This is a genomic window from Mesorhizobium sp. 113-3-3 (assembly GCF_016756495.1).
Lineage (GTDB): Bacteria > Pseudomonadota > Alphaproteobacteria > Rhizobiales > Rhizobiaceae > Mesorhizobium.
The window spans coordinates 5,977,048-6,000,171 of the sequence record NZ_AP023243.1 but is presented as its reverse complement, the minus strand read 5'-3'; the positions used below and the strand labels follow the sequence as shown (position 1 = coordinate 6,000,171).

The following is a 23,124-nucleotide window of genomic DNA, read 5'->3' as shown; positions in this document are numbered from 1 at the left end:
GTTGCCGCCCTGAGATCGGCGGCGGTCCCCCTCATCCGGCCGCTGCGCGGCCACCTTCTCCCCGAGGGGAGAAGAGGAAGCGCGCCGGCGTTGACAATCTCCTCTCCCCTCGGGGGAGAGGTCAGCCGAGCGAAGCGGAGGCTGGGTGAGGGGGCTTGGCGCCGCCCTGTCCTATTCCGCCGCGAGCCGGTCCGCCGTACCGTAGGTCGCTTCGTATAGCGCGCGCTGGCGGCTGAGCGCCACCATCGTGTTGCGCAGCAGGATCGCCACGGTGATCGGGCCGACGCCACCCGGCACCGGCGTGATCCAGGAGGCCACGTCTTTCACGCTGTCGGTGTCGACGTCGCCGACGATGCGGCTCGTCCCATCGGGTCCGATCTCGGAATTGATGCCGATATCGATGACGGCAGCTCCTGGCTTCACCATGTCGGCTTTGATCAGCCGAGGCTTGCCCACCGCGACGAACAGCGCGTCGGCGCGGCGCGCGTGTGCTGCGACCGAGCGCGTCATGTGGTGGCAGACCGTCACCGTCGCGCCTTCGCTCATCAACAGGAAAGCAATCGGCTTGCCGACGATTTCCGAATGGCCGACGACAACCACTTCCAGTCCCTTGAGGTCGAGCCCGGTTTCCTTGAGCAATTCGACGGAGGCGGCCGCCGTGCAGGGCGCCAGATCGAGCTGGTTGTAGACGATGTTGCCGATAGAGGCCGGGTGCATCCCCTCGACATCCTTGAGCGGATGCACCGCCGCCTGCAGCGTCTTGACCGAAATATGCGCCGGAACCGGCCGCTGGATGATGATGCCGGTGACGCGCGGATCGGCGTTCAGGCCATGGATGGCCGCTTCCAGTTCACCCGAGGTGATGGTGGCGGGAAAACGCCGCTCCTCGAAATCGATGCCGGCAAGCTGGGCCTTGGCGCGCTGGTTGCGCACGTAAACGTCAACCGCATCGGTATCGCCGACGGTGATCGAGATCAGCTTTGGTGGAAAACCCTCGGCCTTGGCAATCGCCGCATCCTCGCGCACGGCGGCGATGATGCGCTGGGCAACCGGGCCGCCCTTCAGATAGCGGCTGTCGTCGGGCAGGGACATGGGGATGGGCTCTTTTCTTGCGTTGGCGCCGACATAGCAAAAGACCGTCGAAAATGGCAGCATGAAAGCGAAGCGCCATGCCTTCTGCGCGACGCAACGACGCGGGCTTTGTCGCAGCTACGGGACGCCGATCAAAAAAGAAGGGCAGCGCGGTTTCCCGCGCTGCCCTTCTTGACCGACCGCATCCCCATACGGCCCGTCCCCCGTTATTCCTTCCGGCTTTAGGAAACGATGTGTTTCCTGACCAAGTGATTCGCTGACGCTATTATATCACCTCGACCGTGGTTCCGACATTGACCCGCTCGTAGAGGTCGACAACGTCTTCGTTGCGCATGCGGATGCAGCCCGACGACACCGCGCCGCCGATCGTCCATGGCTGGTTGGTGCCGTGGATGCGATATTCGGTCGTGCCGAGATAGAGCGCCCGGGCGCCGAGCGGGTTCTCGATACCGCCGGCCAGATAGGTCGGCAGATAACGGCCCTTGGCGGCCTCGCGCTTGATCATCTGCGCCGGCGGGCGCCAGTCAGGCCACTCGCGCTTATTGGTGATCTTGTGCGTGCCCGACCATTCGAAGCCGGGCTTGCCAGTGCCGACGCCGTAGCGCCGTGCCTTGCCGTTCTTCTCGACCAGATAGAGGAAATTCTGCGTCGTATCGATGACGATGGTGCCCGGCTTCTGCGGGCCGTCATAGGCGACTTCCTGCGGCAGGTAGATCGGGTTGATCTGCGGGCGCATCGCCATGCGCTTTGCCGGCTGCTGCACGGCCGCCGTCTGCACACGGTCTGGCTGCGCCGGTTGCGCATAGCGCAGGCGCGGCTGCTGCACGGCCTGGCGGTTCTGCCGCACGATGCCGGGCGCATTGCCAAGCTGCAGCACCCAGGGGGCGGAAAGGTCCGGGCTCACCATCACCGGCGGCCTGTCGGCATAGCGGTCGCCAGCGGCCGCGGGTGTGACGCCGGCAAACAGAGCCGCGGCGCCGAGCACGGAAAACAAAACTCTCTTCATCGGGAACGCACCTTGATCGTCTGATACAACCGGGTGGAAACGCTCCCCGGCTCGGCGGATCATTGGCGCGCAAGCAGCAACCGAAACATGAATCGGAATGCGTAAAATGCGGTTCTGTCAGTAAACCTTTTGGTGTGGTTACCGCCGGGTTCAGGAATCTGGTAAAGCCGCGGTAAAGGCAGCGCAAAAGCGCGTTAACGGATGGATTTTTCGCTATGAGCAATGAAAACACCGGCCTGCTTGCCGGTCCCGACGGGGTCGCCCGCTGCTTCTGGCACGGCAACCTGCCCGACTATCTGCACTATCATGATCATGAATGGGGCCGGCCGGTGGCCGACGACCGCAGGTTGTTCGAAAAGATCTGCCTTGAAGGTTTCCAGTCGGGCCTGTCGTGGCTGACCATCCTGCGCAAGCGCGAGAATTTCCGCGAGGCCTTCGCCGGTTTCGATTTCGACAAGGTCGCTGCCTTCACCGACAAGGATGTCGAGCGCCTGCTCGGCAATGCCGGCATCATCCGCCATCGCGGCAAGATCGTCTCGACCATCAACAACGCCAAACGCGCCCGCGAAATGGTCGACGAGTTCGGCTCGCTCGCCGCCTGGTTCTGGAAGTTCGAACCCGGCAAGGCGGAGCGGCCTGAAATTGTCGACCTCGCCCATCTGCGCGCCAATCCGACGACGGCGGTCTCGGTGCGGATCTCGAAGGAACTGAAGAAGCGCGGCTGGAGTTTTGTCGGGCCGACCACGGTCTATGCCTTCATGCAGGCCATGGGGCTGGTCAACGACCATCTCGAAGGCTGTGTCTGCCGCAAGCAGGTCGAGAAGGAACGCAAGGCCTTCAAACGGCCGACGTAGGGTTCACCTCTCGAACCGTCCCTTATGCCCGCTACCATTGATGTCCCACACCAGGCTGCCGCCGGAAATGGTCAGCACCAGGCCGCTGAAGCCGCTGTCGTCGGGCGTGTGATGTGTCGATGCCGAACTGCGGCCGGCCGGGATGACCTCGACGGTCGATCCCTTCTTGACCCAGCAGCCCTTGCCGTATTGGTCATTGGCGCCATAGGCGAGCATGAATTCGAAGCTGCCGTCCTTCTTGAGCAGCAGTTCGGAGCCGACCTCCATGACGCCACGCAGATAATAGTGGCCGGCAAGGCCCGCATCGCCGGGCTTGCAGCCAGCGGCACCGGCCGGGTTGGCCACCGCGAGTAAAAATGCGCAGCCAAGTGCGTATGCGTAGCCCAGTCGCATGCTCAATCCCCCGATCAGAAATATGGTACCCGGCGAGGCGGGCAGTTTCAGGTGCCGTTGACGCTGGCCAGGAACAGCCCGGCAACGATCGCCACCACCGTTGCAACCGTCGGATAGATCACCAGCAGGCCAGTCACCAATGCGTCGCGCATCGAGGGCCCCTTGCCGGTGTCGGCCGGCACGTCGAACGGCCCGGCAGTCTGGCCAATCATTTTCGGCGCATGGGTGCCGGCCGGGCGCAGCCGCGCCGGCAATTCGCTGGCGTCGCTGTTGGCATGGAATTTCACTGCGCTGGTCATGTCCCGAACCCCTTGATGTCCTGCGCTATATCGGCTCCGATTGTGTCGGCACGATGCCGCGCCCATGGCGGGACTGTTTCATTTTCGGTGCGTTTCTGTTTCAGAGAGGTTCGACTTCTCCCGATCCTCGTCGGGCGTCATGCGAGGTGCCTACCCTTGCCGCTATCGGCAGCATCGGTTAGGAAACGCGCGCTGCGGAATAGGAATTTCCTGTCGACGCAATGCTACGAACACCGGGTGCCCATCTCATGGCCGATAAATCCGAAAAGACGAAAGCGCGGCTGCCGCGCGGTTTTGCCGACCGCAGCGCCGAGGACATCCGCGCCGTCGAGAAGATGATGGCGACGATCCGCTCGGTCTATGAGCTCTACGGTTTCGAACCCGCCGACCAGCCGCTGATCGAATACACCGATGCGCTCGGCAAATTCCTGCCCGACCAGGATCGGCCGAACGAGGGCGTGTTCTCCTTTCAGGACGATGACGACCAGTGGCTGTCGCTGCGCTACGACCTGACCGCGCCGACGGCGCGTTTCGTCGCCGAGAATTACGAGCGCCTGCCAAAACCCTACCGCAGCTACCGCTCCGGCTGGGTGTTCCGCAACGAGAAGCCAGGCCCCGGCCGCTTCCGCCAGTTCATGCAGTTCGACGCCGACACGATCGGCACGCCGGGCGTCGCCGCTGACGCCGAAATGGCGATGATGATGGCCGATGTCATGGAAGCGCTCGGCATCAAGCGCGGCGACTACGTCATCCGCGTCAACAACCGCAAGGTGCTCGACGGTGTGCTCGAGGCGATCGGCCTTGGCGGCGAGGAGAATGCCGGCCGCCGGCTGACCGTGCTGCGCGCCATCGACAAGCTGGACAAGCTCGGGCCGGATGGCGTGAAGCTTCTGCTCGGCCCGGGGCGCTGGGATGGCGGCAAGGAAGGCGAGGGCGATTTCGCCAAGGGTGCCGGGCTGAGCAACGGGCAAGCCGAGGCAGTTCTCCAGGCAACCGCGAGAAACGCGCAAGCCGGCCAGGATTCCATGGTCAATTCGAACGCGACCTATCAGGAGGGCGTCGGCGAACTCGCGACCATCGAAGCCCTGGTCAGGGCGGCGGGGTATGGCGAAGACCGCATCGCGATGGACCGCTCGGTGGTGCGCGGGCTGGAATATTACACCGGCCCGGTCTTCGAGGCCGAGCTGTTGGCCGAAATCCCCAACGAGGACGGCCAGATCGTGCGCTTTGGCTCGGTCGGCGGCGGTGGCCGCTATGATGGCCTGGTTTCGCGCTTCCGCGGCGAGCCGGTGCCCGCGACCGGCTTTTCGATCGGCGTGTCGCGGCTGATGACGGCGCTGAAGAACCTCGGCAAGCTCGACAGCGCCGATGTTATCGCACCGGTCGTCGTCCTGGTCATGGACAAGGACACCGAAAGCCTCGGCCGCTACCAGAAGATGGTGAGCGAATTGCGCGCCGCCGGTATCCGTTCCGAAATGTATCTCGGCGGCGCCGGCATGAAGGCGCAGCTGAAATATGCCGACCGGCGTGGTTGCCCAGTCGCCATCATCCAGGGCGGCGACGAGCGCGCCAAGGGCGAGCTGCAGATCAAGGACCTGATCGAAGGCGCGCGCATGTCCGCCGAAATCACCGACAACGCCGAATGGCGCGCCGCGCGCCCGGCGCAGGTGACGGTGGCGGAAGGTGAATTGGTTGCGGAGGTGAAGAAGATCCTGGCGGCGCAGGCTGCCGACCGCGCGAAATAAGAGCGCGGCCAGTGACCTCCCGCTTCCCCGCCATCGCTGCCGACATCACAAAGCTCTTCGCGGCGCGCAACACGCACGCGGTCGAGGTCGCCATATTGCAACCGGCGGATCCGTTCCTCGACATGGCCGGCGAGGATCTGCGCCGCCGCATCTTCCTCACCGAGAGCGAGACCGGGCAGACACTGTGCCTGCGGCCGGAATTCACCATTCCGGTCTGTCTCGACCACATAAGCTCGCAGGCCGGCACGCCGCGCCGCTATTCCTATCTGGGCGAAGTGTTTCGCCAGCGCCGCGAAGGTGGCAACGAGTTTTTCCAGGCCGGCATCGAGGATCTCGGCGACCGCGACACCGCTGAGGCCGACGCCCGCTCGGTGGCCGACGCGCATGCGCTGCTGGCGCTGGTGCTGCCCGGCCGGTCACTGGCGGTCACACTGGGCGATCAGGGCATCTTCGAAGCGGTGCTGGCCGCACTCGGCCTGCCGCGCGGCTGGCGCATGCGGCTGGCCCGTGCCTTCGGATCGGCGCCGATGCTGCAGGCGGCACTCGCCGATCTCGCCAACCCGCCGCGCAACGGCCAGCTTTCCGGCGAAGTCGCTGCCCTTGTCCTCGACGGTGATCTCGAAGGTCTTTCGGCGCACATCGCCGGCGGCATGGAACAGGCCGGCCTTTCGGCATCGGCCGGACGCTCGCCCACGGACATTGCACGGCGGCTGATCGAGAAAGCCGAATTGCGCAGCGTGCGGCTGTCGAACGAGGCCTTCGCGGCGCTGAAGAATTTTCTGGCGATCGACGTGCCGCTCGATGGCGCGGCTGGAGCGCTGGAAAGCTTTGCCGCCGGAGCAGGGCTGTCGCTGGGTGCCGCGCTGGAGAAATTCGCCGCCCGTGCCAAGGCGATCGAGGCCCATGGCTTGCCGGCTGAAAAAATCCGCTACGACGCCGCCTTCGGCCGTCCGCTCGATTATTACACCGGCGTGGTTTTCGAAATCGCGGCGCAAGGCGGCGATCGTCCCCTGGCCGGCGGCGGCCGCTATGACCGGCTGCTGACGCTGCTTGGCGCCAGGACGGCGATCCCCGGCGTCGGCTTTTCCGTCTGGCTCGACCGCATCGAGGCGCTGCGGGAGACTGCACGATGATCACGCTGGCGATCCCATCGAAGGGCCGGCTCAAGGAACAGGCGCTGGACGTGCTGGCCAAGGCCGGCCTCGCCATCAGCCTGCCCGGCGACGAGCGCAAGTATCACGCCCGCGTCGAAGGCTTGGACAATGTCGAGGTCGCTTTCCTGTCGGCTTCCGAGATTGCAGGCGAAATCGGCCAGGGCGCCGTCGATCTCGGCATCACCGGCGAGGATCTGGTGCGCGAAAATCTCGCCGACTGGGAGGCCCGCGCCGAAATCGTCGCCCGACTCGGCTTCGGCCACGCCGATGTCGTGGTGGCGGTGCCCGAAATCTGGCTTGATGTCGATACCATGGCCGATCTCGACGATGTCGCCGCCGATTTCCGCCAGCGTCACGGCAGGCGGCTGCGCATCGCCACCAAATACTGGCGGCTGACGCAGCAGTTCTTTTCGCAAAAACACGGCATCCAGGTCTATCGCATCGTCGAAAGCCTGGGCGCCACCGAAGGCGCGCCGGCGGCCGGGCTGGCCGACGTCATCGTCGACATCACCACCACCGGCTCGACCCTTCGCGCCAATCACCTCAAGGTGCTGGGCGACGGTGTCGTGTTGAAGTCACAGGCCTGTCTGGTCGCGTCGCGCAAATCGCGTTCGGTGGCTGATGAAACGGTTTTGCGCGACATCGCTGCGAAGATGGGTGCCCTCCCTCCCACTTGAGGGGAGGGTGCCTCGCGAAGCGAGGCGGGTGGGGCCGTCCCCCACGTCGACCACTGCATGAGAGACCCCACCCGTCTATCCGCCTTCGGCGGCTGTCCACCCTCCCCTCGAGGGGGAGGGATCGACCATCGACAGGATTTCCACTGCCGTGCCGGGCTGATAGACTCGGGCGCGCCTGGGGAGGAAACAGCGATGCCGGTCAATCTCGACGAGCTGAAGAACGCCACCAATCTGCGCGGCCGCGGCGCGCGCGCCGGCAGCGTTTTCATCGCACCTGTCGACGGCAGGGCGCATGTGTCGGGCGAGCGCAAGGTGCCGCTGCTCGACAAGACCATTCCAGCCCTTTTCTCCGACACCGCCAGCAGATACGCCACGCAGGATGCCGCCGTCTTCGTCGGCCAGGACAAGCGCTTCACTTGGAGCGAGCTGTCGGACACGGTGGATGCGCTCGCCGCCGGCTTCCTGGCGTTGGGCCTCGAGAAAGGCGAGCGCGTCGGCATCTGGTCGCCCAACCGTTGGGAATGGCTGGTGACGCAGTTCGCCACCGCCCGCGTCGGCCTGATCCTGGTCAACATCAACCCGGCCTACCGGCTGACCGAACTCGAATATGCGCTGAACAAGGTCGGCTGCAAGGCGCTGGTCACCGCGGCCAGCTTCAAGACCTCGGACTATCTCGGCATGATCGAGACGCTGGCACCGGAAATCGCCAAGGCCACGCCGGGCAAGCTGAAGGCGCAAAAATTGCCGGCGCTGAAAATCGTCATCCGCATGGGCGAGGACAATTCGCCGGGCATGTTCAATTTCGCCGATGTGCTGGCCATGGCCGGCCGCGACGAGCATGACAGCCTCGACCGCATTTCCGAAGGGCTGAAGCCGAACGATGCGATCAACATCCAGTTCACCTCGGGCACGACGGGCGCCCCCAAGGGCGCGACGCTGACGCACCACAACATCGTCAACAACGGCAATTTCGTCACCTCGGCGATCAAGCTCACCGTCGACGACCGGCTGTGCATCCCGGTGCCGCTTTATCATTGCTTCGGCATGTCGATGGGCACGATGGGCTGCGTCACCAAGGGCGCGACCATGGTGTTTCCGGGCGAGGGCTTCGACCCCGGCGCGACTCTGAAGGCCGTGGCGCAGGAGCGCTGCACAGGCCTCTATGGCGTGCCGACCATGTTCGTCGGCATGCTGGACCATGCGGATTTCCCGACCTTCGATCTCTCCAGCCTGCGCACCGGCATCATGGCCGGCTCGCCATGCCCGATCGAGGTGATGAAGAAGGTGGTGTCGCTGATGCATATGTCGGAGGTGACCATCGCCTACGGCATGACCGAGACCAGCCCGGTGTCCTTCCAGAGCGGTGTCGACGACCCGCTGGAAAAGCGCGTCTCGACCGTCGGGCGCATCCATCCCCATGTCGAGGTCAAGGCCATCGATGCCGATGGCGCCACTGTCGCCGTCGGCGCGCCGGGCGAACTCTGTACACGCGGCTATTCGGTGATGAAGGGCTATTGGGACGACGCCGAAAAGACCCGCGAGGCGATCGACGCCGACGGCTGGATGCACACCGGCGACCTCGCGACCATCGACGCTGAGGGCTATTGCAACATCGTCGGCCGGGTCAAGGACATGGTCATCCGCGGCGGCGAGAACGTCTATCCCCGAGAGGTCGAGGAGTTCCTCTATCGCCATCCCAAGGTCAAAGAGGTGCAGGTGTTCGGCATTCCCGACCCAAAATATGGCGAGGAGCTGTGCGCCTGGATCGTGCTGAAGCCCGGCCAGATCGCCACGGAACAGGAGATCAGGAACTTCTGCGCCGGCCAGATCGCCCACTACAAGATCCCGCGCCACATACGCTTCCGCACCGAATTGCCGATGACGGTGACCGGCAAGCCGCAGAAGTTCCTGATGCGCCAGGCGATGGTGGAGGAATTGGGGCTGGTGACGCAGAAGACGGCGTGAGGGGTGGGCGCCTCGATCTGTCGGTGCGTGAATGCAGCCAAGGTCGCAGAAGCGCACAGGGGCTTGAATGACTGGTTTCGGACGATCGGCGATTTCCTACGCGATGCCCCTCGCCGCGCTGGCGATGGCTGTCGCGGTCAGAGCCAGCGGGCTGTCGGTGGACCAGGGTGCGCTGAACGCCAGGATCCTTGTCGGCGCGCTGTCGTGTGCGATCATGTTCGTCACCATTTTCGTGGTGCTAGACCACGCCGAGGCGGTAGCTCGGCGGGTAGGGGAGCCGTACGGCACGCTGGTGCTGACGTTTGCCGTCACGGCAATCGAAGTGTCGATCATTGTTTCCATGATGCTGCATGGAGAGAACAACCCGACGCTGGCGCGGGAGTCCGTCTTCTCGACGGTGATGATCGCATCCACCGGCGTTGTCGGCATGTGTCTCGCGCTTGGCGGCTGGCGTCATCGCAAGCAGGCCATCGTGCGGCAAGGGACCAGTGCCTATCTGGCGGTTCTGATCGCGCTGACCGTCATGACGCTTATTCTGCCGACCTACACCCAGGCCACGGATCCCGGCACGTTTTCGGCGGCCCAACTTGGTTTCGTCAGCGTCCTCTCAGTGCTGCTCTATGCAAGCTTCGTGTTCGCGCAGACCGTCCGACACCGGGAAGACTTTATCCAGGGGCAGCCACACGACGTCTCTGTGCGCGCCGCGCCTCACGAGAACATCTCCGCCAGCGCTCTGCTGCTGATGGCCGGGCTGATCGGAATTGTCATGCTCGCCGAGCAGGTCGCGGCAAGTGTCGAAGATACGCTCGTTGCCTATCAGGTTACCCAGGCTGACAGCATTGTGGGGGCAATGATCGCGGGGCTGGTGTTGATGCCGGAGGCCATTTCGGCGGTGCGCGCTTCACTCAACAACGAGCTGCAGCGCGGCTTGAATGTCGCTATGGGGTCGGCTTGCGCCACGATCGGCCTGACCATACCGGGAGTCGCGGCCGCCAGCCTGCTGACGGGGAGGGGACTGACCCTGGGGCTGCCGGCTGCCGATGCGGTCCTTTTGGTCCTGGCGCTTTTCATATGCAATGTAAGCTTCAGCACGGAAAGAACGACGTTTCTGACCGGAATGGTTCATCTTGTCGTCTTTTTTACCTATGTGTTTCTGATATTTATACCTTGAGAGCCTGGTACAAGTGACCAATCGGGCTCCGGCATCCTTCGCTATCTCAGATCCCGGATTTCAGGTGGTCGATGAAGGCGCGCAGCTTCGGCAGGATCTGGCGCTTGCCGGGATGATAGAGGAAGACGCCCGGCGTCGTCGCGGCGAGGGTGTCCAGCACCGGCTCGAGTGTTCCCTGGCCTATCGGACCCCCGGCGACCGGTCGAGGGATCTGCGCCAGCCCAATCCCACGCATCGCTGCCCCGAGCAATGTCGGGTAGTCATGCGCGATCAGCGGACCTGAGACCATCGCTTCGATCGCCTCGTTGCCGTCGACGAACGTCCAGGGCGCGATCGCGCCGTTCGAACGGCGCAGGCGCAGGCAGGCGTGGTGACGCAAATCATCGACACGCTCGGGGCGGCCATGGCGCTCGAAATAGTCGGGACTGCCGACGACGACAAACGAGAAGGACGGGGTCAGCCGCACCGCCACCATGTCGGTTGCGATGAACTGGCCAAGGCGAATGCCGGCATCGAAGCCGCCGGTCGCCAGATCGACCATCTCGTCGCTCGCGGCGATCTCCAGTTCGACTTCGGGATAGGCCTGGCAGAACGATGCGATCACCGGCTCGAGGATCAACGGCACGACGGCGCGCGGCACCGACAGGCGCAGCAGGCCGGTCGGCCGCTGGCCGACATCCCGCGCGGCCTCGCCGGCCGCGACGATCTCCTCGAAGGCGGGGCCGGCACGGTCGAGGAAACGCTGACCGGCCTCGGTCAGACCGACGCTGCGCGTCGTGCGGACAAACAGCGCCGCACCGATGCGGGCTTCCAGCGCGCGCACCGCCTGGCTCACGGCCGACGGCGTCACACCGAGATCGGCGGCGGCGCGGCGGAAATTGCGGCGCCTGGCGACAGCCAGGAACACCTCGACGCCCTCCAGCGCCCCGTGCCGTATTGTGTAGTTCTGCTTCATGGCTTGTTGTGATTACAGCGGATAGTCGAACGATGGAAGCGGGTCTAGATCATCAGAAGAAGCCAGGGGCCGCGCGTCAGCTGCCGACAGGAGGTCAAAATGCCTACGGAAATACTGTTCCAGACCCATCTCGTTCTAGGCTATATCGCATGGCTGCTCTGCTTCGGCGCGTATGGCCTGCCATGGCTCAACTCGATGGATCGGATGGCGGCGCAACGCGCTATCGCCACGCTGCACAGTTTCCGCTTCTTCGGACTGGTCTTCATGCTTCCGGGCGTCGTCAGCCCCGATCTGCCGGCCAGATTCGCCACCTTTGCCGCCTATGGCGACTTCGCAACCGGGGTGCTGGCCATGCTGGCGTTGCTCTCGGTGCGGATACGCCAGCTCTTCTGGCCGTTCGTCGTCGCCTTCAATGTCGTGGGGATGGTCGACCTCATCGTCGATTATTACCACGCCATCCAGGCCGACCTTCCTGCCCATGCAGGATTGTTTGGCGCCACCTACGCCATCCCGGTCATCTACGTGCCGCTGTTGATGATCACGCACGTCGCCGCGTTCTATTTTCTGCTACGTCCCCACCAGGAAGCCACTCGCGCCATGGCAGGTGATGCGGCTGCTTCCTAGATCATCGGAGGTCCGATGGACGCGCCGCAGCCCGCCATTGCTTGCTAACGCCGTCCGCTCTGCATCTCCGATGGCCGTGGGGCCGAGCCTGGCTCTTGCACGAGCGGTCCGAGCAGCACCTCGCCGAACAGCGGCTGGTAGCTCCTGCGCACCGCCGGATCCTCCTTGAAGGACAGCGCATACTGGCCGATCTGGTGGAAATAGGTGATGCGGGCCCTGACCAGGCTTTCGTCCTCGGGATAGCCCATGGCGCGGAAGGAGCGGATCAACAGCGCGATGCGCAGATCGTCCATGTCCTTGACCTCCTGCGCCAGCTTCTTCGACGTTCGCGACCAGTCGCGTACGGCCAGATCAAGCAGCGGGCTGAACGGCGCCTCATCGACCCAGACATGCACGATGTCGGTGAAGAACTGCAGGCCGTCTATGTCGTGGATGTCGCGCATCGCCCAGAAGGGCGCGCAATTGGTGTTTCGCCATTCCTGCAGCAGGCCGTCGCGAAGGTCGGCCAGGCTGGCGAAGTGGAAATAGAAACTGCCGCGCGTCACCTTGAACTGATGCGCCAGGCGGTCGATCTTGACCTCGCCGATGCCGCGCTTCTCCAGCACCTTGCGCGCGGCCGTGATCCAGGCCTCGCGGCTGAGCGTCTGCCGCGCCGGCTTCGCTGGCGGGGCGGCCTTGGTCGGTCTTTTGGCCCGGGCCGGGGCAGGGTCCGCTTTCATCTGATCAAGACCTTCATCGCCATATGCGACGCCTGCAACCCGTTCGCCGGCTTCGATGCGCTTCGCGATTCTTCAAGCGCCCATCTATCGCGGAACGCCGGGCTCAGGGCAATGCGCTGATCCGCTCCAGCATGAGTTCGAAGAACGGCGCCGGATCGATGCGTCGCAGGACGTTGCAGTTCTTCCGCCGGCCGGTGACATGCCACCAGTCGACGACGGTCATGCCGATCGTCTCCGGCGAGACGATGTCGACCGTCACCGCGCACTGGCGCTGCTCATAGATCTGCGGCGCCAGCAGATAGCCGGTGACGCAGGCATCATGGATGGGGCGCGCCGGCGTTTCGAATTTGTGCGTGCCGTACTGGCGGTAGAAGTCGGCCAGATTGGCGGCCTCGATCGCTGCGCGGCTGCCGGTGGCGCGCAGGCGGTCGAGCCATTCGGGCGTCATCAGCGCGGTGTAGGTGCAGTCTATGCCGGCCATGGTCACCGGCACGCCGCTGTCGAACACTTTGTGCGCTGCATGCGGGTCGACGAAGATATTGAACTCGGCGGCCGGCGTGGCGTTGCCGCCCTGGAAGAAGCCGCCACCCATCAGCACGACTTCGCGCAGCCGCGGCACGATCCTCGGTTCCATGGTCATGGCCATGGCGAGATTGGTCATCGGCCCGAGCGTGCAGACGGTCAACTCGCCCTCCGGCGCTTCCATGATGGTGCGCACCAGATAATTCACCGCGTGTTCGCTCTGCAGCGGCGTCACCGGTTCGGGAAGGTCCGCGCCGTCGAGGCCGGTTTCGCCGTGGACATATTCGGCCGTGATCAGCTTGCGCACCATCGGCGCCGGACATCCGGCATGCACCGGCACATCGGGCCGCCCGGCAAGCTCCACCACCTTCAGCGCGTTCTTCGACGTCAGGGCAAGCGGCACATTGCCGCCGACCGTGGTGATGCCGACCACGTCGAGTTCGGCCGGCGAGCCCAGCGCGAAGAGGATGGCGAAGGCGTCGTCCTGGCCCGGATCGGTGTCGATGATGATCTTGCGTGGTGCCATGTTTCAGCGCTCTTCCTTTTGCGATCGAAAGCCTATTGATGAGGCCGTTCGGATGTGTAGAAATACAGTACTGTATCTTATGTTCAAGACAGGGTGTTCGAAAATGGATGCACAAGAGCGCGGCGATTTTTCCGAAATTCCGATCCTCGACGTTTCGGCGCTCTATGGCGACGATGAGGGGGCGATCCGGGCAACGGCGGCGACGCTGCGCCGCTATCTCGAGACGATCGGCTTCCTCTATGTCACCGGGCATCCCATTCCGCGCGCCGATGTCGAAGCCGTGCGCGAAGCCAGCAAGCGCTTCTTTGCCTTGCCCGAGGAGGAAAAGGCGAAGCTGAAGATCGACAAGAATTTCCGAGGCTTCCTGCCCTTTGCCGGCTCGACCATCGTGACCTCGTCGGTGGCCACCGTCAGCAAGCCCAACCAGAGCGAATCGATCTTCTTCATGCACGAGGTCGGCGCCGACGATCCTCGGGCCCTGGCCGACAAACCCTTGCAAGGCCCCAACCAGTGGCCGGACGAGACGGCGCTTGCCGGCTTCAGGGAAACGATCGAGCGCTATGTCCAGGAGATGGGCACGCTCGCCCGCAAGATGGTCCGCGCCATCGCGCTCTCGCTCGGGCTGCCCTCTGACAGCCTCGACCGCTATTTCGAGCAGCCGACGACATTCCTGCGGCTGCTGCACTATCCGACGCAGCCCCAGGAAGAGGGGCTCTTCGGTTCGGCGCCGCACACCGATTACGGCTTCATCACCTTGCTGGCGCAGGACAATGTCGGCGGCCTCGAGGTCAAGAACAAGGCCGGCGACTGGGTTCCGGCACCGCCGGTCCCGGATTCCTTCGTGATGAATGTCGGCGACATACTGGCGCGCTGGTCGAACGACCAGTTCGTCTCGACGCCGCACCGGGTCATCAACCGCTCGGGACGCGAGCGCTACTCGCAGCCTTTCTTCTTCGATCCGTCCATGGACGAGACGATCGAGGCGCTGCCGGTCTGCGTGCCGGCCGGCACGCAGCCGAAATACGGGCCGGTGCTCTACGGCGACTATCTGATGGAGCGCATCGACAAGAACTATCACTACCGCAAGAAGAAGGCGGCGGAAGCCGCCGGCGCATAACGGCAAGCAAAAGAAAGGGGAACAGCAATGAATGCATATCTGCGAATGACCGGCCTTGCGCTGGCGATATCCACCATGGCCTGGGGCGGGATTTCCCGGGCCGCCGAGGTGCCAAAATCCTCCGACGTCAAGCAGAGCGGGACGCTCGCCGTCGCCAACACGCTGGACTATGCGCCGTTCGAATATCTCGATGCCGACGGCAAGCAGACCGGCATCATCATCGAGCTGGCCGGCGAGGTGGCCAAGCTCGTCGACGCCAAGCTCGACGTGCAGCGCACGCCGTTTCCCTCGATGATCCCCGGCCTTGCCGCCGGCCGCTTCAAGATCGCCTGGGAGACGTTCTCGGCCACGCCCGAGCGGCTGAAGCAGGTCGATTTCGTCATGTTCCTCAAGGCGGGTCTCGCCGTCTCGACGTCGCCGGACAAGAAGGCGAGCTTCAGCGGCGACACCCCGCTCTGCGGCAAGCGCATCGGCGTCTCGGCCGGCAGCGCCTCCGACTTCCTGGTCGACAAGCTGAGCAAGGAGTGCACCGACAAGGGCCAGGCGGCCATCGCGAAGTCAGTCTTCAACTCCTCGACGGATATCGTCCAGGCCGTGCTGTCGGATCGTGTCGACGCCCGCATGGACGATGCAACCGCTTCGAGCTATTTCGAGGTGACGAGCAAGGGCCAACTGGTGGTGCTGCCGACGCTTTACGATGTCGCGCCGCTCGGCATGGCGATCGCCAAGGACGACAAGGAGACCGCCGACATGATGGTGGCAGCGCTCGCCGAACTGTTCAAGAACGGCACCTACAAGGCTATCCTGGAAAAGTACGGCATGGGCGCCTACACGATCAAGGAACCCTACTTCGTCGGCACCATGGACGCACTGCGCGCCGAATAACAAATTCCCCGGCGCCTGGTCCAGGATCAGGCGCCGGCCACAACCAGGAGACCATTGATGGGCATGGCCCACCAAACCGAGATCGGCGTCGAGCCGAGCGTTGCCGCCGCCGTGTCACGGCTGACCGTCGTGCCGCAGCGCCGCTATGGCATCTGGATCGGCACGGCGTTCGCCTTGCTGCTGGCCTTCCTGATCATCCGCGCCTTCGCCAGCAACCCGGCCTTCGCCTGGGGCACGGCCGCCGGTTATCTCTTTCACCCCTCGATCATGCGCGGCCTCGGCAACACGCTGGTGCTCACTGTCATCATCATGCTGCTGGCGATCGTGGTCGGCACCGTCATTGCCATCATGCGTGTGTCGCCAAGCCCGGTGTTGCGTGGCTTCGCGGGCGTCTATGTCTGGTTCTTCCGGGGTGTCCCGGCGCTGATCCAGCTGATCTTCTGGTTCAACCTGTCTCTGCTGGTGCGCGAAATCTCGCTCACCCTGCCTTTCCTGGGCACGCTGTTTTCCGTGCGCACCAATGATTTCATGACGCCGTTCTTCTCCGCGGTCGTCGCGCTTTCGCTGTGCGAGGCCGGCTACATGGCCGAGATCATCCGCGCCGGCATCAAGTCGGTGCCCTCGGGCCAGTCGGAAGCGGCGAGCGCGCTCGGCATGCCCTACCGCATGATCCTGAAGCGCATCACCCTGCCGCAGGCCATGCGCTTCGTGCTGCCGCCGACCGGCAACGAGGCGATCAACCTCTTGAAGATGACGTCGCTGGTGACCTTCATTGCGGTCGATGACCTGTTCTATACCGCGCAAAGCATCTATGCGCGCACCTTCGAGACGATCCCGCTCCTGATCGTGGTCGCCTTCTGGTACCTCGCCGTGGTCAGCATCATGTCGGTGGGGCAGCATTTCCTGGAGCGCCATTTCGGCCGCAGCGACACGCGCCGCGAACCCGTGACGATGCGCGCCTTGCGCAATCTGATCAGCCTGCGCGGCGTTGCCCGATGAGCGATGTGAAGTCCGAAAATCGCGGCCGCTTCGGCGTGCCGGCCGATTCCATGGTGTTCGCACGCGGCGTGCGCAAAACCTATGGGTCGCTCGAGGTTCTCAAGGGCGTCGACTTCGACGTGCCCGAAGGCTCGGTGGCCTGCATCATCGGCCCATCAGGATCCGGCAAGAGCACGTTCCTGCGCTGCATCAACCATCTGGAAAAACTGAGCGGCGGCATCCTGTTGGTGGACAGCCAGTTCGTCGGCTACGACCTCCAGGGCGACAAGCTCTACGAGGTCAAGGACGATCTCCTGTGTCAGCGCCGGGCCGAGATCGGCATGCTGTTCCAGTCGTTCAACCTGTTCTCGCACATGACGGTGATGGAGAACCTGATCGAGGCGCCGACGCAGGTGCGGCGCACCCCGGTCGACCAGGCCAAGGCCGAGGCGGAAGTCCTGCTGCGCCGCGTTGGGCTCGCCGACAAGGTCGACCGCTATCCCCGCGAACTGTCCGGCGGCCAGCAGCAGCGCGTGGCGATCGCACGCGCCATGGCGATGAAGCCGAAGGTGCTTTTGTTCGACGAGCCGACATCGGCACTCGACCCGGAACTGGTCGGCGAGGTGCTGCAGGTGATGCGCGATCTGGCGGAGAGCGGCATGACTATGGTCGTCGTCACCCACGAGATCGGCTTTGCCCGCGAGATCGGCGATCAGCTGGTCTTCATGGATGGCGGTGTGATCGTCGAACGCGGATCGCCGCGCGAGATGATCGCCAACCCGCAATCGCCGCGCACCCGCGAGTTCCTGTCCCGGGTTCTCTGATGCTTGGCTTCAAGCTGCCAGCATTGCCGCGCCCAGCCCGCGGATGATCTTGGCGAGTTCGACGCATTCGCCATGCCTTGCACTGTTCCGCCGCCAGGCGAGGCAGATCATGCGCTGCGGCATCGGCTCCTGGAAGGGCACGATCTTGAGGTCGGGGATGGTGCCGGCGGGCCCGGTCGCCATTTCCGGGATGAGCGTGACGCCGAGCCCATGCGCCACCATCTGCAGGAGCGTGGTAAGGCTGGTGGCGCCGTAGCTGGCCATGGCCACCGGCCGCACATTGCCGCAGACGGCGAGCGCCTGTTCGCGCAGGCAATGGCCTTCCTCCAGCAGCATCAGCCGTTCCAGCGCCGGACTTTCGGGCGGAACCGGCGGCGAGGCGAAGGCCGGATCGCCGGCCGGCACGGCAAGGAAGAACCGGTCGGGAAACAGTGCCTCGGTGACCAGGCCGGGATGGTCGAGCGGAAGGGCCGCGATGAAAGCGTCGAGCTTGCGCGAGGCGATGTCGTCGACCAGCGAGGCGGTGACCGCCTCGCGCAATTCGAGCAGCAAGGCCGGGAAATGCTGTTTCAGCCCGGGCAGGGCGCGCGGCAGGAGATAGGGCGCGACGGTCGGAATGATGCCCAGCCGGAAGCGCCCTTCCATGGCGGTGCGGCCGCGCCTGGCCGTCGTTTCGACATCGCGTATGTCGGCCAGGATGCGTTCGATGCGCGGCAAAAGCGCGATCGCTTCGTCGGTCATGCGCACCGATTTGCCGCCACGTTCGAACAGCCGGCAGTTCAGCCTCTGTTCCATCTCCGCGATCTGCGAGGACAGCGCCGGCTGGCTGACACCGGCCAGTTTTGCCGCACGCCCGAAATGCAGCGTCTGCGCCAGCGCCTCGAAATAATGCATCTGGCGAACTGTCAATCCTATCATAAGAAAATCCTATCGAAATGAACAGGAAAGGCAATTTGTTTTTATCAACAATGCGGCCTAGTCTGGAATCATTCCAGATTGGTGCGGTCGCTGGCCGGCCCCAAAATCCTGGCAAAAAATCAAATCAAACCTCGGCAAAATCGGAGACTGAAGATGGACGCGAACACCGATGACAAAAGCGCGGGCAAATGCCCGGTCGCGCACGGAGCCGTTGGCAGGACCAACCGTGACTGGTGGCCGAACCAGCTGAACGTCCAGATCCTGCACCAGCAGTCGTCCCTGTCCGACCCGATGGGCGAAGCGTTCGACTATGCCGAGGAATTCAAGAGTCTCGACCTCGACGCCGTCATCAAGGACTTGCATGCGCTGATGACGGATTCGCAGGAATGGTGGCCGGCCGATTTCGGCCATTACGGGCCGCTGTTCATCCGCATGGCGTGGCACAGCGCCGGCACATACCGCATAGCCGACGGCCGTGGCGGCGCCGGGGCCGGCCAGCAGCGTTTCGCGCCGCTGAACAGCTGGCCTGACAACGTCAACCTCGACAAGGCACGCCGGCTCTTGTGGCCGATCAAGCAGAAATATGGCCGCAAGATCTCCTGGGCCGACCTTCTGATCCTCACCGGCAACGTCGCGCTGGAATCGATGGGCTTCAAGACCTTCGGTTTCGCCGGCGGCCGCGCCGATGTCTGGGAGCCCGAGCAGGACGTCTATTGGGGCCCCGAAGGCAAGTGGCTGGCCGACGAGCGCTACAGCGGCGACCGTGACCTGCAGAACCCGCTCGGCGCCGTGCAGATGGGCCTGATCTACGTCAACCCGGAAGGGCCGAACGGCAATCCGGATCCGCTGGCCGCGGCACGCGACATCAGGGACACATTCGCGCGCATGGCGATGAACGACGAGGAGACGGTAGCCCTCATCGCCGGTGGCCATACGTTCGGCAAGACCCATGGTGCGGGCGATGCGAGCCTTGTCGGTGTCGAGCCGGAAGGCGCCGATATCGAGCAGCAGGGCCTTGGCTGGGCGAGCAAATTCGGCACCGGCAAGGGCGGTGACGCCATTGGCAGCGGTCTGGAAGTCGTCTGGACGACGACGCCGACCAAATGGAGCAACAACTTCTTCGACAATCTGTTCGGCTTCGATTGGGAACTGACCAAGAGCCCGGCAGGCGCGCATCAGTGGACGCCGAAGGGTGGCGCCGGCGCCGGCACGGTGCCGGACGCACACAACGCGGCCAAGCGCCACGCTCCAGCCATGCTGACCACCGACCTCGCGCTGCGTTTCGATCCCTCCTACGCAACGATCTCGAAGCGCTTCCATGAGAATCCGGATCAGTTCGCCGACGCTTTCGCCCGCGCCTGGTACAAGCTGACCCATCGCGACATGGGCCCGGTCGCCCGCTATCTCGGCCCGTTGGTTCCCAAGGAAGAGCTGCCCTGGCAGGACATCATCCCGGCGGTCGACCATGTGCTGATCGACGAGCAGGATGCCGAAGCGCTCAAGGCCAAGATCCTGGCTTCCGGCCTGTCCGTGTCGCAGCTGGTTTCGACGGCGTGGGCTTCGGCCTCGACCTTCCGTGGTTCCGACAAGCGCGGCGGCGCTAATGGCGCGCGCATCCGCCTCAGCCCGCAGAAGGACTGGGCCGTCAACCAGCCGGCCGAGCTCGCCAAGGTTCTCGGCAAGCTCGAGGCGATCGCCAAGGACTTCAACGCTTCGCAGACCGGCAGCAAGAAGGTCTCGCTTGCCGACCTGATCGTTCTCGGCGGCAACGCGGCAATCGAGAAGGCCGCAAAGGCCGCCGGCCACAGCGTCGACGTTCCGTTCTGGCCAGGCCGCATGGACGCCTCGCAGGAGCAGACCGACATCCACTCCTTCGCGCCGCTGGAGCCGACTGTTGACGGCTTCCGTAACTATGTGAGCGGCAAGCAGCGGCTGACCGTCGAGGAGGCGCTGGTCGACCGGGCGCAGTTGCTGACGCTGACGGCGCCGGAATTGACCGTCCTCGTCGGTGGCCTGCGCGTTCTGGGCGCCAATGCCGGGCAGTCGAAGCACGGCGTGTTCACCAAACAGCCGGAAACGCTGAGCAACGACTTCTTCGTCAACCTGCTCGACATGGGCACGGAGTGGAAGGCGACGTCGGATGCCAAGGACGTGTTCGAAGGCCGCGACCGCAAGACCGGCGAAGTCAAATGGACCGGCACCCGTGCCGACCTGATCTTCGGCTCGCACTCGCAGCTGCGCGCGCTGGCCGAAGTCTATGCGACGGCGGACGCCAAGGCGAAGTTCGCGAAAGACTTCGTCGTGGCCTGGACCAAGGTGATGAACGCCGACCGTTTCGACATCGCCGGCTGATCCAGACAAAGCTCTATCCAATAAAAAAGGCGCGGACCGTGGCCCGCGCCTTTTTCGTTCAGGCTTTCGAGGTCAGTCCTTCTCGAAGATGCGTGCCTTGGCGACGACGCCGGCGATGGCGCCGCCGATCAGCGGGGCGACGATGAACAGCCAGAGCTGGCTGAGTGCTGCACCGCCGGTGAACAGCGCCGGGCCGATGGAGCGGGCCGGATTGACCGAGGTGCCGGTGACCGGGATCATGGCGAAGTGAATGCCCGCCAGTGTCAGGCCGATGACCAGGCCGGCAAACGCCGTCGAGTGCTTTTCAGCGGTCACGCCCAGGATCACCGTGACGAAGGTGAAGGTGCCGATCAGCTCCCACAGGAAGGCCGAACTCATGCCCCATTTCGTTTCGTCCCAGCCATTGGCGCCGAAGCCGGTGGTGTGACCGCCGGCCTGGCCGGAAACGATGACCCACAGCGCCAGCGAAGCCAGGATGGCGCCGATGATCTGGGCGATCCAATAGGGGATGACGTCCTTGGCCGGCAGCCGTCCGGCAAGGAAGACGCCGAGCGTCACCGCCGGATTGAGATGCGCGCCCGAAATCGGGCCGATCGCATAGGCTGCTGCGATGAGGCCGATGCCGAATGCCAGACCAATACCTTCCTGGCCGAGCGGCAGCGCGCCGCCGAAGCCGCCCGTCACCACCGACGCCGTGCCGATGAACACCAACAGAAATGTGCCTAGAACTTCCGCCAGATAAGTTTTCATTGCCCTCTCCTCGTAGCGATCCGCCGGTCCGCGTTTTCCACGCCGCGAATCATGGTGTGAAGAGTATTCCCAACGGAAAAACTTGGAAAGCAGAGCGGTTGCGCCACAGGCCGTGCTTGCGTTCGCCAGTTACGAACATTAGAGACCTTGCATCTATTGATCGATGTGCTGTCGCCAGCCCGCGATATTTATGGATCGGACAGATTTCAGGCTGCCTCTTCGTCGCTGGATGGAGCGGGGTTCAATCCGGAAGCGAAAGGCTCTAAGAGCAGGCGATAGATCTCGATTTGATGGAATGACCGATGCGACTGGGCGGACGGCTGGCTGCGGCCATCGAAGTGCTGGAGGACATTGGCCGGCGTCACCGGCCGGTGGCCGATGCGCTGAAGGATTGGGGCCTGTCGCATCGCTTCGCCGGCGGCGGCGATCGCGCGGCCATCGGCAACATCGTCTATGACGCGCTGCGCCACAAGCGCTCGGCCGGCTGGCTGCTCGGCGAGGACACGCCACGCGCTATCGGCTTCGGTGCATTGCTGCTCGAATGGGGCCAGACGGCGCAGTCGCTCAACGACACGCTCGACGGCGACAAGTTCGCGCCGCCGCTGCTCAGCGCCACCGAACTGCAAACGGTCGCCGGTCGCCGTCTTGCCGACGCGCCGCCCGCGGTGCGCGCCGACATCCCCGACTGGTGCGAACCGCTTTTCGAACGGGCTTTTGGCGAGGCATGGGTCGGCGAGGGGGCGGCACTTGCGACCCGCCCGCCGCTCGACATCAGGGTCAACACGCTGCAGGCCGATCGTGCCAAGGTGCTCAAGGAACTGGCCGATACGGGCGCGCAGCCCGCGCGGATCGCGCCGCTCGGCATTCGCATTCCGCCCATCGACGGCGACGGCAGGCATCCGAACGTGCAGGCCGAGCCGGCCTTCCAGAAAGGCTGGTTCGAAGTCCAGGACGAGGGCTCGCAAATAGCGGCGACACTTGCCGGCGCCGAGGCCGGCATGCAGGTGCTCGACTTCTGCGCCGGCGCCGGTGGCAAGACGCTGGCGCTGTCGGCCGCGATGGACAATCGCGGCCAGATCTTCGCCCATGATGCCGAAAAGGCCCGCCTCGCGCCGATCTTCGACCGCATCCGCCGCTCCGAAAACCGCAATGTGCAGGTCGTCACCAAGCCGGCCGAACTCGCTCCGCTGGCCAATCACATGGACATCGTGCTGGTCGACGCGCCCTGCACCGGCAGCGGCACCTGGCGCCGCCGTCCCGATGCCAAATGGCGACTGACGCAAAGGCAGCTCGACGCCCGCAAGGGTGAGCAGTCGGCGATCCTCGATGCGGCACAAGCCTATGTCAAACCCGGCGGCCTGCTGGTCTACATCACCTGTTCGGTTTTCGACGAGGAGAATGGCGAGCAGATCGCGGCGTTCCGCAAGCGCAGCAGCGGCTTTGCTCCGGTCGAACACCGCGCGTTGTGGGATCGCCATTTTCCGGGTCATGAGGCGGCCGTGCGGATCGGCGCTGGCGGAGATATATCGCTGTCCCCGGCACTGAGCGGCACGGACGGGTTCTATTTCTGCGCCATGCGCAAGGCGCGTTGACCGCTG

22 protein-coding genes are annotated in these 23,124 nt (G+C 64.4%); 13 read left to right on the top strand and 9 right to left on the bottom strand.

The features are described from left to right. Nucleotides 1-171: 171 nt before the first annotated feature. On the bottom strand, nucleotides 172-1,092 hold the full coding sequence (locus JG746_RS29140; RefSeq protein WP_202355866.1) for a bifunctional 5,10-methylenetetrahydrofolate dehydrogenase/5,10-methenyltetrahydrofolate cyclohydrolase: 921 nt from the start codon (nucleotides 1,090-1,092) through the stop codon (nucleotides 172-174). A 265-nt stretch (nucleotides 1,093-1,357) separates the two neighbouring features. Then, nucleotides 1,358-2,098 (bottom strand): L,D-transpeptidase, encoded by a 741-nt coding sequence (locus JG746_RS29135; protein WP_202355865.1) that lies wholly within the window; start codon nucleotides 2,096-2,098, stop codon nucleotides 1,358-1,360. Between the two features lie 215 nt (nucleotides 2,099-2,313). On the opposite strand from JG746_RS29135, the gene JG746_RS29130 reads away from it, so the two are divergent. After that, complete coding sequence (locus JG746_RS29130; protein WP_095786844.1) at nucleotides 2,314-2,952, top strand: DNA-3-methyladenine glycosylase I; 639 nt, start codon at nucleotides 2,314-2,316, stop codon at nucleotides 2,950-2,952. A gap of 3 nt (nucleotides 2,953-2,955) precedes the next feature. On the opposite strand, the gene JG746_RS29125 is transcribed toward JG746_RS29130, so the two are convergent. Beyond that, nucleotides 2,956-3,345 (bottom strand): hypothetical protein, encoded by a 390-nt coding sequence (locus tag JG746_RS29125; RefSeq protein WP_202355864.1) that lies wholly within the window; start codon nucleotides 3,343-3,345, stop codon nucleotides 2,956-2,958. Between the two features lie 47 nt (nucleotides 3,346-3,392). Next, nucleotides 3,393-3,644, bottom strand: a complete 252-nt coding sequence (locus JG746_RS29120) for a hypothetical protein (RefSeq protein ID WP_202355863.1) — start codon at nucleotides 3,642-3,644, stop codon at nucleotides 3,393-3,395. A gap of 248 nt (nucleotides 3,645-3,892) precedes the next feature. Here JG746_RS29120 and hisS point away from each other — a divergent pair, with 248 nt between their 5' ends. The 5 genes from hisS (at nucleotide 3,893) to JG746_RS29095 (ending at nucleotide 10,356) form a co-directional block, all read left to right on the top strand. Beyond that, a complete protein-coding gene (hisS, locus tag JG746_RS29115; protein WP_202355862.1) occupies nucleotides 3,893-5,389 on the top strand; it encodes a histidine--tRNA ligase in 1,497 nt (498 codons plus the stop codon). 11 nt (nucleotides 5,390-5,400) lie between these two features. Beyond that, complete coding sequence (locus JG746_RS29110) at nucleotides 5,401-6,522, top strand: ATP phosphoribosyltransferase regulatory subunit (RefSeq protein ID WP_202355861.1); 1,122 nt, start codon at nucleotides 5,401-5,403, stop codon at nucleotides 6,520-6,522. Further along, nucleotides 6,519-7,220 carry an ATP phosphoribosyltransferase gene (gene hisG, locus JG746_RS29105; protein WP_202355860.1) on the top strand — a complete coding sequence of 234 codons (702 nt, stop codon included), beginning with the start codon at nucleotides 6,519-6,521 and terminating at the stop codon, nucleotides 7,218-7,220. Before JG746_RS29110 ends, hisG begins: the two co-directional genes overlap by 4 nt. 192 nt (nucleotides 7,221-7,412) lie before the next feature. Then, nucleotides 7,413-9,185 carry an AMP-binding protein gene (locus JG746_RS29100; protein ID WP_202355859.1) on the top strand — a complete coding sequence of 591 codons (1,773 nt, stop codon included), beginning with the start codon at nucleotides 7,413-7,415 and terminating at the stop codon, nucleotides 9,183-9,185. 67 nt (nucleotides 9,186-9,252) lie between these two features. Next, nucleotides 9,253-10,356, top strand: a complete 1,104-nt coding sequence (locus JG746_RS29095) for a calcium:proton antiporter (protein WP_202355858.1) — start codon at nucleotides 9,253-9,255, stop codon at nucleotides 10,354-10,356. 46 nt (nucleotides 10,357-10,402) lie between these two features. On the opposite strand, the gene JG746_RS29090 is transcribed toward JG746_RS29095, so the two are convergent. Further along, nucleotides 10,403-11,311 carry a LysR family transcriptional regulator gene (locus tag JG746_RS29090; RefSeq protein WP_202355857.1) on the bottom strand — a complete coding sequence of 303 codons (909 nt, stop codon included), beginning with the start codon at nucleotides 11,309-11,311 and terminating at the stop codon, nucleotides 10,403-10,405. Between the two features lie 99 nt (nucleotides 11,312-11,410). Here JG746_RS29090 and JG746_RS29085 point away from each other — a divergent pair, with 99 nt between their 5' ends. Beyond that, nucleotides 11,411-11,935, top strand: coding sequence for a hypothetical protein (locus JG746_RS29085; RefSeq protein WP_202355856.1), 525 nt, complete (start codon nucleotides 11,411-11,413; stop codon nucleotides 11,933-11,935). A 44-nt stretch (nucleotides 11,936-11,979) separates the two neighbouring features. Here the strand turns inward: JG746_RS29085 and JG746_RS29080 are convergent, their stop codons facing one another. Continuing rightward, the gene (locus JG746_RS29080) at nucleotides 11,980-12,654 is read right to left on the bottom strand and encodes a TetR/AcrR family transcriptional regulator (RefSeq protein WP_202355855.1); all 675 of its coding nucleotides are present in this window, start codon (nucleotides 12,652-12,654) and stop codon (nucleotides 11,980-11,982) included. Between the two features lie 103 nt (nucleotides 12,655-12,757). Next, complete coding sequence (locus tag JG746_RS29075; RefSeq protein ID WP_202355854.1) at nucleotides 12,758-13,702, bottom strand: nucleoside hydrolase; 945 nt, start codon at nucleotides 13,700-13,702, stop codon at nucleotides 12,758-12,760. Nucleotides 13,703-13,805: 103 nt separating this feature from the next. Between JG746_RS29075 and JG746_RS29070 the strand changes: the two genes are divergently transcribed. The 4 genes from JG746_RS29070 to JG746_RS29055 are packed head-to-tail and all read left to right on the top strand — an operon-like array spanning nucleotide 13,806 to nucleotide 17,506. Next, the gene (locus tag JG746_RS29070) at nucleotides 13,806-14,819 is read left to right on the top strand and encodes an isopenicillin N synthase family dioxygenase (protein ID WP_202355853.1); all 1,014 of its coding nucleotides are present in this window, start codon (nucleotides 13,806-13,808) and stop codon (nucleotides 14,817-14,819) included. A gap of 27 nt (nucleotides 14,820-14,846) precedes the next feature. Then, nucleotides 14,847-15,704 (top strand): ABC transporter substrate-binding protein, encoded by an 858-nt coding sequence (locus JG746_RS29065; RefSeq protein ID WP_202355852.1) that lies wholly within the window; start codon nucleotides 14,847-14,849, stop codon nucleotides 15,702-15,704. A 57-nt stretch (nucleotides 15,705-15,761) separates the two neighbouring features. Further along, entirely contained in the window at nucleotides 15,762-16,703 is a 942-nt protein-coding gene (locus JG746_RS29060) for an amino acid ABC transporter permease (protein ID WP_202355851.1), read from the top strand. A 50-nt stretch (nucleotides 16,704-16,753) separates the two neighbouring features. Next, on the top strand, nucleotides 16,754-17,506 hold the full coding sequence (locus JG746_RS29055) for an amino acid ABC transporter ATP-binding protein (RefSeq protein WP_202359520.1): 753 nt from the start codon (nucleotides 16,754-16,756) through the stop codon (nucleotides 17,504-17,506). 9 nt (nucleotides 17,507-17,515) lie between these two features. Here JG746_RS29055 and JG746_RS29050 read toward each other — a convergent pair whose 3' ends face one another. Next, complete coding sequence (locus JG746_RS29050) at nucleotides 17,516-18,424, bottom strand: hydrogen peroxide-inducible genes activator (RefSeq protein WP_202355850.1); 909 nt, start codon at nucleotides 18,422-18,424, stop codon at nucleotides 17,516-17,518. 153 nt (nucleotides 18,425-18,577) lie between these two features. On the opposite strand from JG746_RS29050, the gene katG reads away from it, so the two are divergent. Beyond that, the gene (katG, locus tag JG746_RS29045) at nucleotides 18,578-20,776 is read left to right on the top strand and encodes a catalase/peroxidase HPI (protein ID WP_202355849.1); all 2,199 of its coding nucleotides are present in this window, start codon (nucleotides 18,578-18,580) and stop codon (nucleotides 20,774-20,776) included. A 72-nt stretch (nucleotides 20,777-20,848) separates the two neighbouring features. On the opposite strand, the gene JG746_RS29040 is transcribed toward katG, so the two are convergent. Beyond that, nucleotides 20,849-21,526 (bottom strand): MIP family channel protein, encoded by a 678-nt coding sequence (locus tag JG746_RS29040; RefSeq protein WP_202355848.1) that lies wholly within the window; start codon nucleotides 21,524-21,526, stop codon nucleotides 20,849-20,851. Nucleotides 21,527-21,828: 302 nt separating this feature from the next. Between JG746_RS29040 and JG746_RS29035 the strand changes: the two genes are divergently transcribed. Then, nucleotides 21,829-23,118: an RsmB/NOP family class I SAM-dependent RNA methyltransferase gene (locus tag JG746_RS29035; protein ID WP_202355847.1), complete on the top strand. Its 1,290-nt coding sequence runs from the start codon at nucleotides 21,829-21,831 to the stop codon at nucleotides 23,116-23,118. Nucleotides 23,119-23,124: the final 6 nt, after the last annotated feature.

Bases quoted from the DNA above. Each gene is read 5' to 3' on its own strand.
- JG746_RS29140 (WP_202355866.1), bottom strand. From the start codon at position 1,092: ATGTCCCTGCCCGACGACAGCCGCTATCTGAAGGGCGGCCCGGTTGCC.
- JG746_RS29135 (WP_202355865.1), bottom strand. From the start codon at position 2,098: ATGAAGAGAGTTTTGTTTTCCGTGCTCGGCGCCGCGGCTCTGTTTGCC.
- JG746_RS29130 (WP_095786844.1), top strand. From the start codon at position 2,314: ATGAGCAATGAAAACACCGGCCTGCTTGCCGGTCCCGACGGGGTCGCC.
- JG746_RS29125 (WP_202355864.1), bottom strand. From the start codon at position 3,345: ATGCGACTGGGCTACGCATACGCACTTGGCTGCGCATTTTTACTCGCG.
- JG746_RS29120 (WP_202355863.1), bottom strand. From the start codon at position 3,644: ATGACCAGCGCAGTGAAATTCCATGCCAACAGCGACGCCAGCGAATTG.
- hisS (WP_202355862.1), top strand. From the start codon at position 3,893: ATGGCCGATAAATCCGAAAAGACGAAAGCGCGGCTGCCGCGCGGTTTT.
- hisG (WP_202355860.1), top strand. From the start codon at position 6,519: ATGATCACGCTGGCGATCCCATCGAAGGGCCGGCTCAAGGAACAGGCG.
- JG746_RS29100 (WP_202355859.1), top strand. From the start codon at position 7,413: ATGCCGGTCAATCTCGACGAGCTGAAGAACGCCACCAATCTGCGCGGC.
- JG746_RS29095 (WP_202355858.1), top strand. From the start codon at position 9,253: ATGACTGGTTTCGGACGATCGGCGATTTCCTACGCGATGCCCCTCGCC.
- JG746_RS29090 (WP_202355857.1), bottom strand. From the start codon at position 11,311: ATGAAGCAGAACTACACAATACGGCACGGGGCGCTGGAGGGCGTCGAG.
- JG746_RS29085 (WP_202355856.1), top strand. From the start codon at position 11,411: ATGCCTACGGAAATACTGTTCCAGACCCATCTCGTTCTAGGCTATATC.
- JG746_RS29080 (WP_202355855.1), bottom strand. From the start codon at position 12,654: ATGAAAGCGGACCCTGCCCCGGCCCGGGCCAAAAGACCGACCAAGGCC.
- JG746_RS29075 (WP_202355854.1), bottom strand. From the start codon at position 13,702: ATGGCACCACGCAAGATCATCATCGACACCGATCCGGGCCAGGACGAC.
- JG746_RS29070 (WP_202355853.1), top strand. From the start codon at position 13,806: ATGGATGCACAAGAGCGCGGCGATTTTTCCGAAATTCCGATCCTCGAC.
- JG746_RS29065 (WP_202355852.1), top strand. From the start codon at position 14,847: ATGAATGCATATCTGCGAATGACCGGCCTTGCGCTGGCGATATCCACC.
- JG746_RS29060 (WP_202355851.1), top strand. From the start codon at position 15,762: ATGGGCATGGCCCACCAAACCGAGATCGGCGTCGAGCCGAGCGTTGCC.
- JG746_RS29055 (WP_202359520.1), top strand. From the start codon at position 16,754: ATGGTGTTCGCACGCGGCGTGCGCAAAACCTATGGGTCGCTCGAGGTT.
- JG746_RS29050 (WP_202355850.1), bottom strand. From the start codon at position 18,424: ATGATAGGATTGACAGTTCGCCAGATGCATTATTTCGAGGCGCTGGCG.
- katG (WP_202355849.1), top strand. From the start codon at position 18,578: ATGGACGCGAACACCGATGACAAAAGCGCGGGCAAATGCCCGGTCGCG.
- JG746_RS29040 (WP_202355848.1), bottom strand. From the start codon at position 21,526: ATGAAAACTTATCTGGCGGAAGTTCTAGGCACATTTCTGTTGGTGTTC.
- JG746_RS29035 (WP_202355847.1), top strand. From the start codon at position 21,829: ATGCGACTGGGCGGACGGCTGGCTGCGGCCATCGAAGTGCTGGAGGAC.